Annotated in this window: 11 protein-coding genes; 6 read left to right on the plus strand and 5 right to left on the minus strand. The window is 60.2% G+C overall.

Annotated features, from left to right (window positions below; all coding sequences use genetic code 11):
• Positions 1 to 186 precede the first annotated feature (186 nt).
• The 5 genes from HF257_RS26345 to tpx all read right to left on the minus strand — a co-directional run bounded on the left by HF257_RS26345 (position 187) and on the right by tpx (position 9,870).
• Positions 187 to 1,635 carry an efflux transporter outer membrane subunit gene (locus HF257_RS26345; RefSeq protein WP_185709084.1) on the minus strand — a complete coding sequence of 483 codons (1,449 nt, stop codon included), beginning with the start codon at positions 1,633 to 1,635 and terminating at the stop codon, positions 187 to 189.
• Entirely contained in the window at positions 1,632 to 4,739 is a 3,108-nt protein-coding gene (locus tag HF257_RS26350; protein WP_185709083.1) for an efflux RND transporter permease subunit, read from the minus strand. Before HF257_RS26350 ends, HF257_RS26345 begins: the two co-directional genes overlap by 4 nt.
• Positions 4,736 to 7,837 (minus strand): MdtB/MuxB family multidrug efflux RND transporter permease subunit, encoded by a 3,102-nt coding sequence (locus HF257_RS26355; protein WP_185709082.1) that lies wholly within the window; start codon positions 7,835 to 7,837, stop codon positions 4,736 to 4,738. The genes HF257_RS26350 and HF257_RS26355 overlap by 4 nt, the downstream gene beginning before the upstream one ends.
• Positions 7,834 to 9,138, minus strand: a complete 1,305-nt coding sequence (locus HF257_RS26360) for an MdtA/MuxA family multidrug efflux RND transporter periplasmic adaptor subunit (RefSeq protein WP_185709081.1) — start codon at positions 9,136 to 9,138, stop codon at positions 7,834 to 7,836. Before HF257_RS26360 ends, HF257_RS26355 begins: the two co-directional genes overlap by 4 nt.
• A 231-nt stretch (positions 9,139 to 9,369) precedes the next feature.
• Positions 9,370 to 9,870, minus strand: coding sequence for a thiol peroxidase (gene tpx / locus HF257_RS26365; protein ID WP_185709080.1), 501 nt, complete (start codon positions 9,868 to 9,870; stop codon positions 9,370 to 9,372).
• 158 nt (positions 9,871 to 10,028) lie between these two features.
• Between tpx and HF257_RS26370 the strand changes: the two genes are divergently transcribed.
• The 6 genes from HF257_RS26370 to HF257_RS26395 all read left to right on the plus strand — a co-directional run bounded on the left by HF257_RS26370 (position 10,029) and on the right by HF257_RS26395 (position 16,249).
• A complete protein-coding gene (locus HF257_RS26370; RefSeq protein ID WP_185709079.1) occupies positions 10,029 to 11,318 on the plus strand; it encodes a glycosyltransferase in 1,290 nt (429 codons plus the stop codon).
• A gap of 72 nt (positions 11,319 to 11,390) precedes the next feature.
• The gene (locus HF257_RS26375) at positions 11,391 to 12,296 is read left to right on the plus strand and encodes a helix-turn-helix domain-containing protein (RefSeq protein ID WP_185709078.1); all 906 of its coding nucleotides are present in this window, start codon (positions 11,391 to 11,393) and stop codon (positions 12,294 to 12,296) included.
• Positions 12,297 to 12,396: 100 nt separating this feature from the next.
• The gene (locus HF257_RS26380) at positions 12,397 to 12,816 is read left to right on the plus strand and encodes a hypothetical protein (protein WP_185709077.1); all 420 of its coding nucleotides are present in this window, start codon (positions 12,397 to 12,399) and stop codon (positions 12,814 to 12,816) included.
• 194 nt (positions 12,817 to 13,010) lie between these two features.
• Positions 13,011 to 14,321 carry an ABC transporter substrate-binding protein gene (locus tag HF257_RS26385; protein WP_185709076.1) on the plus strand — a complete coding sequence of 437 codons (1,311 nt, stop codon included), beginning with the start codon at positions 13,011 to 13,013 and terminating at the stop codon, positions 14,319 to 14,321.
• Between the two features lie 160 nt (positions 14,322 to 14,481).
• Complete coding sequence (locus HF257_RS26390) at positions 14,482 to 15,408, plus strand: carbohydrate ABC transporter permease (RefSeq protein ID WP_185709075.1); 927 nt, start codon at positions 14,482 to 14,484, stop codon at positions 15,406 to 15,408.
• A gap of 10 nt (positions 15,409 to 15,418) precedes the next feature.
• Positions 15,419 to 16,249 (plus strand): carbohydrate ABC transporter permease, encoded by an 831-nt coding sequence (locus HF257_RS26395; protein ID WP_016968929.1) that lies wholly within the window; start codon positions 15,419 to 15,421, stop codon positions 16,247 to 16,249.
• Positions 16,250 to 16,253: the final 4 nt, after the last annotated feature.

A 16,253-nucleotide genomic window follows, 5' to 3' on the forward strand; every position in this document is an offset into this window, starting at 1 on the left:
TACAGTTGAATTATTAGCGTATAGCCATCATTGGCTTTTTGACGTCAACGTAATGGCTTGAAAACACGCTGACCCGCCGTCGGGCGCAGTTCAAAATGTGGGAGCGGGCTTGCTCGCGAATGTGGTGTATCCATTACAAATTCAGTGACTGACACTCCGCATTCGCGAGCAAGCCCGCTCCCACATTTAGTCCGCGCTCACCTTTGTTTGGCCATCCCACCCGCCACCCAACGCTGCGATCAGTTGCACACTCGCCACCAACCGCGTCTGCAACAACGTCAACACCGTGCGTTCATTGCTCAACGCAGTGGCTTGCACCGTCACCACATCCAGATAGGCAATCAAGCCGGCCTTGTACTGGTTCTCTGTCAGGCGCAGGGATTCACGTGCAGCGTCCAGCGCTTCGTTGCTGACCACGGCTTCATCTTCCAGCACCTTCAACTGCACCATGTAGTTTTCTACTTCACGGAAGCCATCCAGTACGGTCTGGCGGTACTTGGCCACGGTCTCGTCATAACTGGCAATGCTACGGTCGACTTCTGCCGAACGTTGGCCGCCGTCGAACAGGGTCATGGCGACTTTCGGTCCCACCGACCAGAAGCGGTTTGGCAGGCTGATCCAATCGGCGTAGGTGCTACTGGAATAACCACCGGCCAGGCTCAGGCTCAAGTCTGGGTAATACGCCGCCTTGGCCACGCCGATGTTGGCGTTGGCGGCGATCACCGAGCGCTCAGCCGAGGCGATGTCGGGGCGGCGTTCCAGCAATTGCGACGGCACACTCACAGGAATCTGTGGCAGCGCCGGAATGCTCTTGCTCACGGCCAGGTTGAAGTTGGCAGGCGCCTCACCGATAAGCACGGCAATGGCGTTTTCCAGCTGCGCACGCTGCCAGATCAGGTCGATCAAGCTGGCCTGGGTGGTCTTGAACTGGGTTTGCGCCTGGGCGATGGCGTCCTTGCCGGAGACACCGGCGCGGTATTGGTTTTCGGTCATTTTCAACGAGCGCTGGTAGGCGTCGAGGGTGGCTTGCAGCAGACGCGTCTGCTCGTCCATGACCCGCAGTTGCAGGTAGTCTTGCACCAGTTCCGATTGCTGGCTCAGGCGCATTGCCGCCAAGTCCGCTGAACTGGCCTCAGCCGTGGCTTCGTTGGCTTCCAGGCCACGGCGCAACTTGCCCCAGACATCCGCCTCCCAGCTCACGCCCAGTTGCGCGTTGAGGGTGTCGCGTATGCCGCTGCTGGAGCTGCTGAGGCTGGCGTTGCTGCTGCCGGTGCCCTGGCTGGCGCGGGTCTTGCCGGCGCTCAGGTCAACGGTGGGGAAGAACGCACCCCGTGCGCTGCGTACCTGGGCCTGGGCCTGGCGAAAGCGCGCTTCAGCCTGGGCCACGGTCTGGTTGGCGTTGTTCAGGCGCACCACCAGGTCATTGAGCTGGCGGTCTCCGTACAGCTCCCACCAGGCGCCACGGGCCAAGGAGTCGCTTGGAGTGGCTTGGCGCCAGCCCTGGGCTTCCTTGAATTGCACCGGCTCGGTGACTTCGGGGCGCTTGTAGTCGGGGCCGATAGCGCAGGCGCTGAGTAGCGCACCACACATCATCAGCACCAGCAGCTTCACACCCGTGTTGGTTGAATCGGTCATAGCGCAGTGTCCAAGGCAGCATCGGTCCGCACGCCGCGCCAGGCATTGAAGCGATGGCGCGCGCGGTCGAGATAGAGGTAAACCACCGGGGTGGTGTAAAGGGTCAGGATCTGGCTGAACACCAGGCCGCCAATGATGGTAAGGCCCAGCGGCTGACGCATTTCTGCGCCTTCCGCGGTGCCGAGCAATAGGGGCAAGGCGCCGAGGATCGCGGCCAGCGTGGTCATCAGGATCGGGCGCAAGCGCAGCAGGCAGGCGCTACGGATCGATTCCAACGGGCTCATGCCGTCGTGGCGCTCCAACTGCAGCGCCAGGTCGATCATCAGGATCGCGTTTTTCTTCACCACCCCGATCAGCAAGAACAGGCCCAGCAACGAGATCAGGCTGAACTCACCGCCCAGCAGATAGATCGACAGCAACGCGCCCACACCCGCCGATGGCAAGGTAGACAGGATGGTCAGCGGGTGGATATAGCTTTCATACAGAATGCCCAACACCAGGTACACCGCCACCAACGCGCCAAGGATCATGAACGGCTGGCCCTTTTGAGTCGCCGCAAATGCATCCGCCGTACCGGCCATCTTGGCGATCACGTCTTCCGGCAAACCCACCTTGGCAATCGCCCGTTCGATAGCCGCTGTGCCCTGCTCCACCGTCACGCCGGGTGACATGTCGAAGGCAATGTTTTCCGAGGCGAACTGGCCTTCATGGCTGACACGGTCATCCGCCAGGCTGTTCTCGTAATGGGCGATGGTCGACAAGGGCACCCGCGCACCGGTCGACGTGATCACCTGCATCTGGTTGAGGGTGATCGGGTCCTGGGCGTATTTGGGGTTGACCTCCATCACCACCTGGTACTGGTTGAGGCTGTCGTAGATGGTGGAAATCTGCCGTTGGCTGTAGGCGTTGTTCAGCACCGCCGTGACCATGTTCATGTCGATGCCCAGGCGTTTGGCCTGATCGCGGTCGACCACCAGCGTGACCTGCGCCGCACCGCGACCTTCGCGGGCGTCGATGGCGGTGAGTTCCGGCAGTTCGCGCAAGGCAGCGACCACTTTCGGGTACCACAGGCGCAATGCGGCCAAGTCGCCACTTTGCAGGATGTAGGAGTACTGCGCGCTGGTCTGGTCGCGGCTGCCGCCAAATTGCAGGTCCTGGTCAGCCATCAGGAACAGGCGCCCGCCCGGCACCAGCGGCACCTCTTTACGCAAGCGCTCGATCACCGCCTGGGCGGAAATCTTGCGCTCGCTGATCGGCTTGAGGCGCACCAGCATCACCGCGTTGTTGGTACCGTTGTTGCCGCCAATAAAGCCGGCCACGCTAAGCACCGCCGGGTCCTTGAGCACGGCTTTGCGGAAGGTTTCCATCTTCGGCTGCATCACATTGAACGACAGCCCGTCATCGCCCCGCACAAAGCCGATCAATTGCCCGGTGTCCTGTTGCGGCATGAAGGTTTTCGGCACTACCACGTACAGCGCAATATTCACGCCCACGGTGATCAACAGGCTGAGCAAGGTCAGTCGGCGGTGACGCAGCACCCAGTCGAGGCTGGTGGCGTAGCCGGCAACCATGCGGTCGTTGACCTTCTGGCTCCAGCGCTGCAAACCGGTCATCTGCCCTTTGACATGGGGCTTGAGCCAACGCGCGCAGAGCATTGGGGTCAAGGTCAGCGACACGACCAGCGAGACGATGATCGCGGCCGACAAGGTGATGGAAAACTCGCGGAACAGGTTGGTGACGATCCCGCCCATAAACAGAATGGACAGGAACACCGCCACCAACGACACGTTCATCGACAGCAAGGTAAAGCCGACTTCCTTGGCCCCCAGGTACGCCGCCTTCATCGGCGGCACGCCCTCGTCGATGTGCCGGGAAATGTTCTCCAGCACCACGATGGCGTCATCGACTACCAGGCCGGTGGCCAGGATCAGCGCCATCAGCGAGAAGTTGTTCAGCGAGAAGCCAAACAGGTACATCACCGCAAAGGTACCCACCAGCGACACCGGCACTGCCAGCGTTGGAATCAACGACGCACGGAAGTTACCGAGGAACAGGTACACCACCAGGATCACCAGGGCCACGGCAATCAGCAAGGTCATCTCGGCTTCATGCAGCGTAGCGGTAATCACCGGCGAGCGGTCCATGGCCAGGTTGAGCTTGACGCTGGACGGCAACACCGCCTGCAACGCCGGCAACTGCGCCTTGATCTGCTTGACGGTCTCGATGATGTTGGCGCCGGACTGGCGGTTGATCACCAGCAGCACCGCCGAGTCATTGTTGAAAAAGCCGCTGTTGTAGCGGTCTTCCACGCCGTCGCTGATCTTCGCCACATCGCCCAGGCGCAGCGCCGCGCCGTTCTGGTAGCGAATCAGCAGCGGCTCGTAGTCCTTGGCCTTTTCCAACTGGTCGTTGGCCTGGATCTGCCAATTGCGCTCGCTGTCTTCCAGCGACCCCTTGGGGCGACGCTGGTTGGCGTTGGCGATGGTGTTACGCACATCGTCCAGGGCCACGCCGTACTGGTCGAGAGCCTTGGGCTCCAGCTCGATGCGCACCGCCGGCAGGGAGCTGCCGCCGATCTGCACTTCGCCTACACCCGGTACTTGCGACAGGCTTTGGGACAGGATGGTGGACGCCAGGTCGTACAACTCGCCTTTCTGAAGCACATCCGACGTCAGCGACAGCACCATGATCGGTGCCTGGGACGGGTTGATCTTCTTGTAGGTCGGCATGCTGCGCATACCGCTGGGCAACAAGTTGCGCGACGCGTTGATTGCCGCCTGCACTTCTCGCGCGGCGCCGTTGATATCACGGCCAGAGTCGAACGCCAGGATCACCCGGGTAGAGCCCTGGCTCGACGAGCTGCTCATGGTCGTGATGCCGGCAATCGCGCCGAACGAGCGCTCCAGCGGCGTGGCCACTGTAGACGCCATCACCTCGGGACTGGCACCGGGTAGGCTGGCCGATACCACGATCACCGGAAAGTCAATCTGTGGCAGCGGCGATACCGGCAGCAGGTTGAAGCTCACGCCGCCCAGCAACATGATCGCCAGGCTCAGCAGCATGGTGGCTACCGGCCGGCGAATGAAAGGTCCGGACAGGTTCATGACTCAACCGGCTCCAGGCTTTGCGGCTCTTTGCGCCAGCGACGGCCAAGACGGTCGAAGTACAGGTAGATCACCGGCGTAGTGAACAGGGTCAACACCTGGCTTACCAACAAGCCGCCGACCATCACCAGGCCCAGGGGTTGACGCAACTCGGCGCCAGAGCCGGTAGCCAGCATCAACGGCACCGCGCCGAACAGTGCAGCCAAGGTGGTCATCAGGATCGGCCGGAAGCGCAACAGTGCCGCCTGGTAGATCGCGGTCTGCGGGTCAAGGCCCTGGTTGCGTTCGGCGTCGAGGGCGAAGTCGATCATCATGATCGCGTTCTTTTTCACGATACCGATCAGCAAGATGATGCCGATGATCGCGATCATGCCCAGGTCATTGCCACTGAGCAGCAAGGCCAGCAAGGCCCCCACGGCAGCGGATGGCAAGGTGGACAGGATGGTGATCGGGTGTATATAGCTCTCGTAGAGCACGCCCAGCACGATGTACATGGTGACCACCGCCGCCAGGATCAGCAGCAAGGTGCTCGACAGCGACGCCTCGAATGCCTGTGCTGCGCCCTGGAACTGGGTCTGCACACCTACCGGCATACCGATGTCTTTCTGGGTCTGGTTGATCAGCTCCACACCTTTGCCCAGCGCAACGCCGGGAGCCAGGTTGAACGACATCATCACTGCCGGGAACTGGCCGATATGCGCAATCGCCAGCTGCGCCTGGCGCTGTTCCACACGGGCCAGGCTCGACAAGCGCACCTGGCCGCCGTCGGTGGTTTTCACGTGGATCTGATTCAGCGCCGCCGGGCCAAGGGTTTCGCCCGATTGGGCCTGCAAGACCACACGGTACTGGCTGGCCTGGGTGTAGATCGTGGAAATCTGCCGTTGGCCGAACGCGTCGTACAGCGCGTCGGTGATGGTCGAGACACTGACTCCCAGGCGCGAAGCAGCGTCACGGTCGATCACCAGGAACACTTGCAGGCCTTTGTCCTGCAGGTCGCTGGCGACGTCGGTAAGTTCCGGCAATTGGCTCAAGGCGTGTACCAGCTTGTCGCTCCACAGCGCCAACAGATCGGCGTCCGGCGAGGACATGCTGAATTGGTACTGGGTACGGCTGACGCGATCCTCGATGGTCAGGTCCTGCACCGGCTGCATGAACAGGCGAATGCCTACCAGTTTGTCGATTTCCGGTTGCAGCCGCGTGATCACCTGGGCCGCGCTCAAGTCGCGCTGACCGTGGGGCTTGAGGTTGATCAGCAAGCGCCCGCTGTTGAGCGTGGCGTTATCGCCATCCACACCGATATAGGAAGACAGGCTTTGCACGGCCGGGTCGGCCAGGATGATCTTGGCCAACTCCTGCTGACGCTGGCTCATCGCAGCGAAGGAGATCGACTGCGGCGCCTCGGAAATGCCCTGGATCACACCAGTGTCCTGCACCGGGAAAAAGCCCTTGGGCACCACCAGGTACAGGAACACGGTCAAACCCAGGGTCGCGACAGCCACCAGCAGCGTCAGCGGCTGGTGCTTGAGCACCCACTGCAATTTGCGCCCGTAGGCTTCGATCAACCAATCGATCCAGGCACCGCTGGCCTTGTAAAAACGGCCCTGCTCTTCCTCTTTGGGCTCGCGCTTGAGCAAGCGCGCACACATCATCGGCGTGAGCGTCAGGGATACCACCAGGGAAATCAGGATCGCCACGGCCAGGGTGATGGCAAACTCGCGGAACAGGCGCCCTACTACGTCGGCCATGAACAGCAGCGGGATCAGTACCGCAATCAGCGACAGGGTCAGGGAAACCAGGGTAAACCCGATCTGCTTGGCACCCTTGAGCGCTGCCGCCATCGGCGTCTCGCCTTCCTCGATATAACGGGAAATGTTCTCCAGCATGACGATGGCATCGTCCACCACAAAGCCGGTGGCGATGGTCAACGCCATCAGCGTCAGGTTGTTGATGGAAAAACCGGCCAGGTACATCACGCCAAAGGTGCCCACCAGCGACAGCGGTACGGCGATGGACGGGATGATGGTCGCGCTGAAACGGCGCAGGAACAGGAACGTCACCATGACCACCAGGGCAATGGCGATCAGCAATTCATGTTGTACGTCGGTGACCGACGCGCGGATGGTCTGGGTCCGGTCGGTGAGTACCGTCACGTCGAGGCCTGCCGGCAGGTTGTCGGTGATGCTCGGCAGCAGCGCCTTGATACGGTCCACCACCTCGATCACGTTGGCGCCTGGCTGGCGCTGGATATTCAGCAGGACAGCCTGGTTTTCGTTGGCCCAGGCGGCGAGGCGTTCGTTTTCAGCGCCATCGACGATCTGCGCCACGTCTTTCAGGCGCAGCGGTGCGCCGTTGTTGTACGCCAGGATCAGCTCGGCGTATTGCTGGGGCGAGACCAACTGGTCGTTGGCGTCGAGCATCGATACACGCGTGGGGCCGTCGAAGTTGCCCTTGGGCTGGTTGACGTTGGAAGCTGCGATCAGGGTGCGCACGTCCGACAGGTTCAAGCCGTTGGCCGCCAAGGCTTCGGGGTTGACCTTGATACGCACGGCCTGACGCTGGCCACCGGCGATGCTGACCATGCCGACGCCGCTGATTTGCGCAATTTTTTGCGCCATGCGCGTGTCGACCAGGTCATTGAGCTTGGGCAGCAACATGGTCTTGGAGGTGATGGCCAAGGTCAGCACCGGGGTATCCGCCGGGTTGACCTTGTTGTACACCGGCGGTGCCGGCAAATCCTTGGGCAACAGGTTGGTGGCGGCGTTGATCGCGGCTTGCACCTGTTGCTCGGCGACATCCATATTGATGTCGAGGTTAAAACGCAGGGTCAACACCGAGGCGCCGCCGGAGCTGGTGGACGCCATCTGGGTAAGGCCGGGCATTTGCCCGAACTGGCGCTCCAGCGGCGCGGTGACCGCACTGGTCATCACATCCGGGCTGGCGCCTGGGTACAGGGTCATCACGCGGATGGTCGGGTAGTCCACCTGCGGCAAGGCCGACACCGGCAGTAAGCGGTAGGAGATGATGCCGGCCAAAACAATGGCCAGCATGCTCAGCGTGGTAGCAACCGGGCGAAGGATGAACAGCCGCGACAGGTTCATGAACCGACCTTTTGCGCCTTGCCGGCGTTGGCGCCGGTCTCCCCTTTCGCGGCGGGCTTGCCTTGCAGGTGTTCGGTCGGGGTGGTCGGTACTTCGCTGCTGTCATTGACCACTTCGATCTCGCTGTCGTCCTTCAGGCGGTCGGTGCCTTCCAGTACCACGCGGTCACCGGCGACCAGGCCTTGCTTGATCACGGTGTTGTCGCCATCGGTGTCGCCGATCACCAGGGGCTGGACCTTGACCTTCTTGTCGCCATCTAGCTTGTAGACAAAGGTGCCGTTATTGCCGAACTGGATCGCGGCGGACGGAGCCAGCACCACGTTGTGCAGGGTGTCGGCAAGCAGGTGCACGTTGACGAACTGGTTGGGGAACAGCGCCTGGTCCTTGTTATCGAAGCGGCCCTTGAATTTCAGGGTGCCGGTGGTGACGTCGATCTGGTTATCGAGGCTTTGCAGCACGCCGACCGCCTGTTTTTTCACGTCGCCACGGTCCCAGGCTTCCACGGGCAGCTTGTTGCCGGCGTGGTAGCGAGTGAGGACGGTGTCCAGGGTGTTTTCCGGCAGGGTGAAGACCACGCTGATCGGCTGGGTCTGGGTGATCACGGCGAGGAAGGTGGTGTCGTTGGCGGCCACAAGGTTGCCCACGTCGACCTGACGCAAGCCCACGCGGCCGCTGATGGGTGCGCGGATCTTGGTGAATTCGAGGTTGAGCTTGGCGTCATCCACCGCGCCCTGGTTGGTCTTGACCGTGCCCTGGTATTGCAGGACCAGCGCTTCGGCGGTGTCCAGGGTTTGCTTGGCGATACTGTCCTGGGCATACAGGTCGCGATAACGCTGCACATCGACCTGGGCGTTTTTCAATTGGGCCTGGTTCTGCAACAAGGTGCCCTGGGCCTGGAGCAACGCGTTCTGGTAGCTGCGCGGATCGATCTCGGCCAACAGGTCACCGGCCTTGACCATCTGCCCTTCTTCAAAGGCGATCCTCACCAACTCCCCGCCAACCCGGCTGCGCACATTGATGGTGTTGAGCGCGGTCACCGTGCCCAAGGCCTTGTAGTACACCGGGAACTCCCCCAGCACCGCCGGTGCCACGCGCACGGGAATCGGGCCGGTGGAACCGCCGAAACCCGGGCGCATCATCCCCGACTTGCCGGCACGCCCCGCGGGCTTTTGCGCGGTAGCCTCCTTATGGCTGCCAGGCCAGAATTTCCAGCACAGGCCGGCAATAATCAGCAGCACAAGCAGGCCGAACAGCCAGCGGCGGGATTTACGAGGGGACGATTGCATGGATTGATCAACCATTGGGCGCGAGAGCTTCTACTTTGGGAGGCTGAAAGATAAGCACTGGGGCGCATTAAGAAAAGCGCCTTTACCGGCTATTTACCTTGGACTTACAACTTTTAACTTCTGACCTTAGTCCATTCGCTATTGGGCTAACCCTCTGAGCGACAAATAAAAACGGCCTGGACTAGGCCAGGCCGCAATCATGCATCAAGCGTGTTACTGCAAAACGACAGTAATGCGCAGAAACAGTTACTTCAAAACAGCCAGGGCTGCTTCGTAGTTCGGCTCTTGGCCGATTTCGCTGACCAGTTCGCTGTGCAGCACGTTGTCGTTTTCGTCCAGCACCACCACAGCACGGGCGGTCAGGCCTTTCAGCGGGCCTTCAGCGATTGCCACGCCGTAGTCGACGGCGAAAGCTGCGCTGCGGAAGTCCGACAGGTTCTTCACGTTTTCCAGGCCTTCGGCGCCGCAGAAACGGGCTTGGGCGAATGGCAGGTCGGTGGAGATGCACAACACAACGGCGTTGTTCAGTTCGTTGGCCTGGGCGTTGAACTTGCGTACCGAAGTGGCGCAGGTCGGGGTGTCGACGCTTGGGAAGATGTTCAGCACTTTGCGCTTGCCGGCGAAAGTGGCCAGGGTTGCGTCCGACAGGTCGCCGGCGGTCAGGGTGAACTCAGGTGCCTGGCTGCCGACTTGCGGCAATTCGCCTTCAACCTGGACAGGGTTACCACGGAGGGTGACTTGAGCCATGAACGGAATCCTTCTGCTGTATTGGGTTAAACGAATTCGAGAGGCGGAAGTTAACCACAAAGTACGGTGGCTACCTACCGCCAGACATAAATTGTCATGTCACCGGTTATGGTTTAATTGCGCGCCTTCCGCCCTGCCCTTCAAGGAACCTGTTGTTGATGAATCTGCCTGCCACCAAAGTCCTGGTCATTGGTTATGTCTGGCCGGAGCCCCGCTCCTCGGCTGCAGGCGGGCATATGATGCAAATACTCGAAACTTTTCTTACGCAAGGTTGGGACATTACCTTCAGCAGCCCGGCCGCACTTGGAGAGCACAAGGCGGACTTGCAGGTGCTGGGCATCAAAGAGTGCGCCATCGAGCTCAATAACAGCAGTTTCGATGATTTTGTGCGCGAACTGGCCCCGGACATCGTGCTGTTCGACCGTTTCATGATGGAAGAGCAATTTGGCTGGCGTGTCGAGAAATGCTGCCCCGACGCCCTGCGCGTACTGGAAACCTCCGACCTGCAAAGCCTCCGTGACGCCCGTCACCAGCGCCTCAAGGACCACCTCAAGGCTCACCCGGACAGTGACGACTTCAGCCCGCTCTTTGCCCCGGCACTCAAGCAAGAATTCCAGCTGATGGCCGACACCGACCTGGCCAAGCGCGAGATCGCCGCCATTTACCGCTGTGACATCAGCCTGATGATCTCCGACGTGGAAATCCACCTGCTCACCGAGCAATTCAAGGTACCGGCCGCCCTGCTGCATTGGTGCCCGCTGATGCTTGCACCGCCGACCGAAGCGTTCGCGCCGTTTGAAGACCGTGCGCACTTCCTCAGCATCGGCAATTTCCGCCACGCGCCCAACTGGGATACCGTGCTGTGGATGAAGAACAGCCTGTGGCCGCTGATCCGCCAGCAACTGCCGGGCGCGCAACTGCATATCTATGGCGCCTACACCCCGCCCAAGGCCACCGCCTTGCACAACCCTGCACAGGGTTTTCATGTGATGAACTGGGCCGAGGATGCGTTGCAGGTGATGAGCGCCGCACGCATCTGCCTGGCCCCGCTGCGCTTCGGCGCCGGTATCAAGGGCAAGCTGGCGGACGCGATGCTGTGTGGCACGCCGAATATCACCACCCCTATCGGCGCCGAAGCCATGGGTGATGATCAGCCATGGCCCGGCCTGATCGAACAGAGCGCCCCCGCGCTTGCCGCTGCCGCCGTAGCGCTGTATCAGGATCGCAACCGCTGGGTCCAGGCTCAGGAAGATGGCCGCCAACTGCTGGCCCATCGTTATGACCAGACGATCCACGGTCCAGCGCTTATTGAGTGCCTGGAACAATGCCGCCGCAACCTGACCAACCACCGCCGCGACAACTTCACTGGCAGTATGCTGCGCCACCACGCGCATAAAAGTACGCAGTACATGTCCCAATGGATCGAGGCGAAAAACCGCAGCCTCTAGACTCCGGCGCTGGCAGGGTCACGCACAAGGGGGCATTATTCGGTTTGCAACCAACAATAAAGCGACGCCAGCATGACCCGAGCAGCGCGAATCACAGATCCTTCCTACGAGCTGATGGATGATCACAACGGTCTGTCCATCATCTATCGCCAGCATGGCTTCCCCTGCCCGCTGGTGCGCTGGCATTTCCACAAGGAATACGAACTGCACTTGATCGTCGCCAGCTCCGGCAAGGTGTTTATCGGCGACTACATCGGCAACTTCTACCCCGAAAGCCTGTTCCTCACCGGCCCCAACCTGCCCCACAACTGGATCAGCCAGGTTGATGAAGACGAGGTGGTACCCAAGCGCGACATGCTGGTGAACTTCACTGATGAGCTGTTCGACAGCGGCAGCCAGATCTTCACCGAACTCAAGACCCTGTCACCGTTACTGGAACGCGCGCAATACGGCATCGAGTTTCGCTGCAAAAAAACCATCGCTCAGGCCATGACGCTGATGCAACGCATCGAGGACGCCCAGGGCATGGCGCGCCTGGGGCACTTTTTTATCCTGCTGGAAGTGTTGAGTGCCTGTGAGGACTACCAACTGCTCTCGGGCGTGACTACGCCGCAGTTGGCCGACGAGCACAGCATTGACCGCACCAACCGCGCAGTGGACTACATCTTTGCCCACTACGCGCGGGAATTGCCGCTGGAAGAGGTGGCGGAACACCTGGGCATGAAGCCGACGTATTTTTCGCGCGTCTTCAAACAGGCCACCGGGCGCACGTTTATCGAGTTCGTCAATCGGCTGCGTATCAGCAAGTCGTGCGAATTGCTGGCGGACGGTGATAAAGCGGTGACGGATGTGTGCTTTGAGTCGGGGTTCAACAATATCTCTAACTTCAACCGGCGCTTTCAGCAGCTCAAGGGTATGACCCCTTCCCACTATCGGCGTCTGGTGGTGCAACGCTTGACGGAGCAGAACCTGGCTTGAGCCACCACGTTACCGCTCATCCAAACTGTCATTTCCTACAGTGCCCTAACCGATCGGCAGCGAGCATGCTGAAACCTTCTACGTGATGGAGTGTTTCGCCATGAACAACGAGCCCGATCCAGGCACCCATGCCATTAACGAAATCGCCTACTTCGATACCCCTGGCGATACTCGCGGTTGGACCGGTGAAGGGGAAATACTGCCAGACGACCCTGACGGTAATGGCCCGGTAAATCGCTGGTTTTCGACAGGTCTCAAAAGGGACTATGGCAACCCCTTTTCACGGCAGACCACTGTCAGGGTGGTCATTCGCCTGCGCGGCCAATTGCCCCGCGAAACCCTACAAGGCAGCGGGCCTGACGGGATCATTCAGGAAATACACAATATAGAACCTGTAAAAACGGCACTCTATGAGTTTTTCCTGAGATCTACACCGGCAGGCGAATTCTCCGTGCAGTTCAACTTTGCGACCCGCCAGAAAATGGTTATCCAAACGATCCAGGTAAACGGCCCTGTGTAACCCTCCCCACATAAATCGTTTAAGCATTGCTGCCACGAGTGCAAAAAAGTATCAGTCCCAGTGCTCCCAAGGATTTGTCACAACCCCATTTCAAGGCTGTAATCAACCGCACACTCTTCCTGACTCGTTGTAGGAAGACACAACAACAATAACTGTCCTTCTGTAGCCCCCTGGGCGCGGAAATGGAGTGCGCGATGAAGTTCACAGCAAAAGCACTGCTTGCCTGTACCTGTATGACCCTCAGCGCCGTAAGCCTTGGCGCGCAAACCCTGACCATTGCCACCGTGAACAACAGCGACATGATCCGCATGCAAAAGCTCTCGAAAACCTTCGAGACCGAGCATCCGGAGATCAAGCTGAACTGGGTGGTGCTCGAAGAAAACGTGCTACGCCAACGCCTGACCACCGACATCGCCACCCAAGGCGGACAGTTCGACGTGTTGACCATCGGCATGTACGAAGCTGCACTGTGGGGCGCCAAGGGTTGGCTGGAGCCGATGAAGGACCTGCCGGCGTCCTACGACCTCGACGATGTATTCCCTTCGGTGCGTGACGGTTTGTCCGTCAAGGGCTCGTTGTACGCCCTGCCGTTCTACGCCGAAAGCTCGATCACCTATTACCGCACCGACCTGTTCAAGGACGCCGGGCTGACCATGCCTGAGCACCCGACCTGGACGCAGATCGGCGAATTCGCCAGCAAACTCACTGACAAGAGCAAAGAGCAATACGGCCTGTGCCTGCGTGGCAAAGCCGGTTGGGGCGAGAACATGGCGCTGATCACCACCTTGGCCAACGGCTACGGGGCGCGCTGGTTCGATGAGAAGTGGCAGCCTGAATTCAACGGTCCGGAATGGAAGGACGCGTTGAACTTCTACGTCGACAACATGAAGAAATCCGGCCCGCCGGGCGCGTCCAGCAACGGTTTCAACGAAAACCTGGCGCTTTTCAACAGCGGCAAGTGCGCGATCTGGGTCGATGCCAGCGTGGCCGGCTCGTTCGTCACTGACAAGACTCAGAGCAAGGTGGCTGACCACGTTGGCTTCACCTTTGCCCCCCACGAGAAGACCGATAAGGGCACCTCGTGGCTGTACTCCTGGAGCCTGGCGATCCCGACCAGTTCCAAGGCCAAGGACGCCGCCAAAGTGTTCACCAGTTGGGCAACCTCCAAGGAATACGGCGAGTTGGTAGCCAAGACCGACGGCGTTGCCAACGTACCGCCGGGTACCCGTAAGTCCACCTACAGCGATGAGTACATGAAGGCTGCGCCGTTTGCCAAGGTGACGCTGGAATCGCTGAAAGTCGCGGACCCGACCAAGCCGACGCTCAAGCCGGTGCCGTATATCGGTATCCAGTTGGTGACCATTCCTGAGTTCCAGGCGATTGGGACACAGGTGGGCAAGTTTTTCTCGGGGGCGTTGACCGGTCAGCAGACGGTGGATGCGGCGCTCACTGCCGCGCAGACCACCACCGAGCGGGAAATGAAACGGGCCGGTTACCCCAAGTAAAGTGGGTACACCGCTGTAAATGTGGGAGCGGGCTTGCTCGCGAATGCGGTCTTCCAGTGAATACTTCAGTGACTGACACTCCGTATTCGCGAGCAAGCCCGCTCCCACACTGACCGCGCTTCGATTCTAGTTCTGCATGTACCTGACTGGTTCTGATCCTATGAATACCAACACTGCCCAAGTGCAAACCGCCGTGCCGCACAAGCCGCGCAAAAACCGCCTGGCCAACCCCGGCTGGTTCCTTGTCAGCCCCTCGGTGGCCTTGCTGCTGCTGTGGATGATCGTGCCACTGGGCATGACGCTGTACTTCTCCTTGATCCGCTACAACCTGCTCTACCCTGGCGAAAACCAATTCGTGGGGCTGGAGAACTTCACCTACTTCATCACTGACTCGGGCTTCCTGCCGGGTGCCACCAACACCCTGTTGCTGGTGGGCAGCGTGTTGCTGATCAGCGTGGTGTTTGGCGTATTGATCAGCGCGCTGCTGGAGGCCAGTGAGTTCTTCGGTCGCGGCCTGGTGCGGGTGTTGTTGATTTCACCGTTTTTCATCATGCCCACCGTCGGTGCGCTGATCTGGAAAAACCTGATTTTCCACCCAGTGTCCGGGGTTCTCGCCGCCGTGTGGAAGCTGTTTGGCGCCGAGCCTGTGGACTGGCTGGCGCACTATCCACTGCTGTCGATCATCATCATTGTGTCGTGGCAATGGCTGCCCTTTGCCATCTTGCTGCTGATGACCGCCATGCAGTCCCTCGACCAGGAACAAAAGGAAGCCGCGCGCCTCGACGGTGCCGGCGCCATCGCGATCTTCTGGCACCTCACCCTGCCCCACCTGGCTCGCCCGATTGCCGTGGTGGTGATGATCGAAACGATCTTTCTGCTCTCGGTATTTGCCGAAATCTTTACCACCACCAACGGTGGCCCGGGCTACGCCTCAACCAACCTGGCGTACCTGATCTACAACCAGGCGCTGGTGCAGTTCGACGTGGGCATGGCCTCGGCCGGCGGCTTGATTGCCGTGGTCATCGCCAATATCGCGGCGATCATCCTGGTGCGGATGATCGGCAAAAACCTGACTGACAAGCCTTGAGGGCCGCGCCATGACGCTTCAACAATCTCGCCGCCTGCAAAGCCTGTTGCTCGGCACGTTGGCCTGGGCCATCGCGATCCTGATTTTCTTCCCGATCTTCTGGATGGTGCTGACCAGCTTCAAGACCGAAATCGATGCGTTCGCCACGCCGCCGCAGTTCATCTTCACGCCGACGCTGGAGAACTACCTGCATATCAACGAGCGCAGCAATTACTTTGCCTACGCCTGGAACTCGGTGGTGATTTCGTTCAGTGCAACGGCCCTGTGCCTGCTGATCTCGGTACCGGCCGCCTACTCCATGGCGTTCTACGAAACCCAACGTACTAAGGGCACGCTGCTGTGGATGCTGTCCACCAAGATGCTGCCGCCGGTGGGTGTACTGATGCCGATCTACCTGCTGGCCAAGAGCTTTGGCCTGCTCGATACGCGCATCGCGCTGATCATCATCTACACCCTGATCAACCTGCCGATCGTGGTGTGGATGGTTTACACCTACTTCAAGGACATCCCCAAGGACATCCTCGAAGCCGCCCGCCTGGATGGCGCCACGCTGTGGCAGGAGATGGTTCGCGTGCTGCTGCCAATTGCCAAGGGTGGCCTGGCGTCCACGGTGTTGCTGTCGCTGATCCTGTGCTGGAACGAGGCGTTCTGGTCGTTGAACCTGACCTCGTCCAACGCCGCGCCGCTGACCGCGCTGATCGCCTCCTACTCCAGCCCCGAAGGGTTGTTCTGGGCCAAATTGTCTGCCGTCTCGACCCTGGCCTGCGCGCCGATCCTGATCTTTGGCTGGATCAGCCAGAAACAGCTGGTACGCGGTTTGTCCTTCGGCGCCGTTAAATAATAAT

This window comes from Pseudomonas cremoris (genome assembly GCF_014230465.1).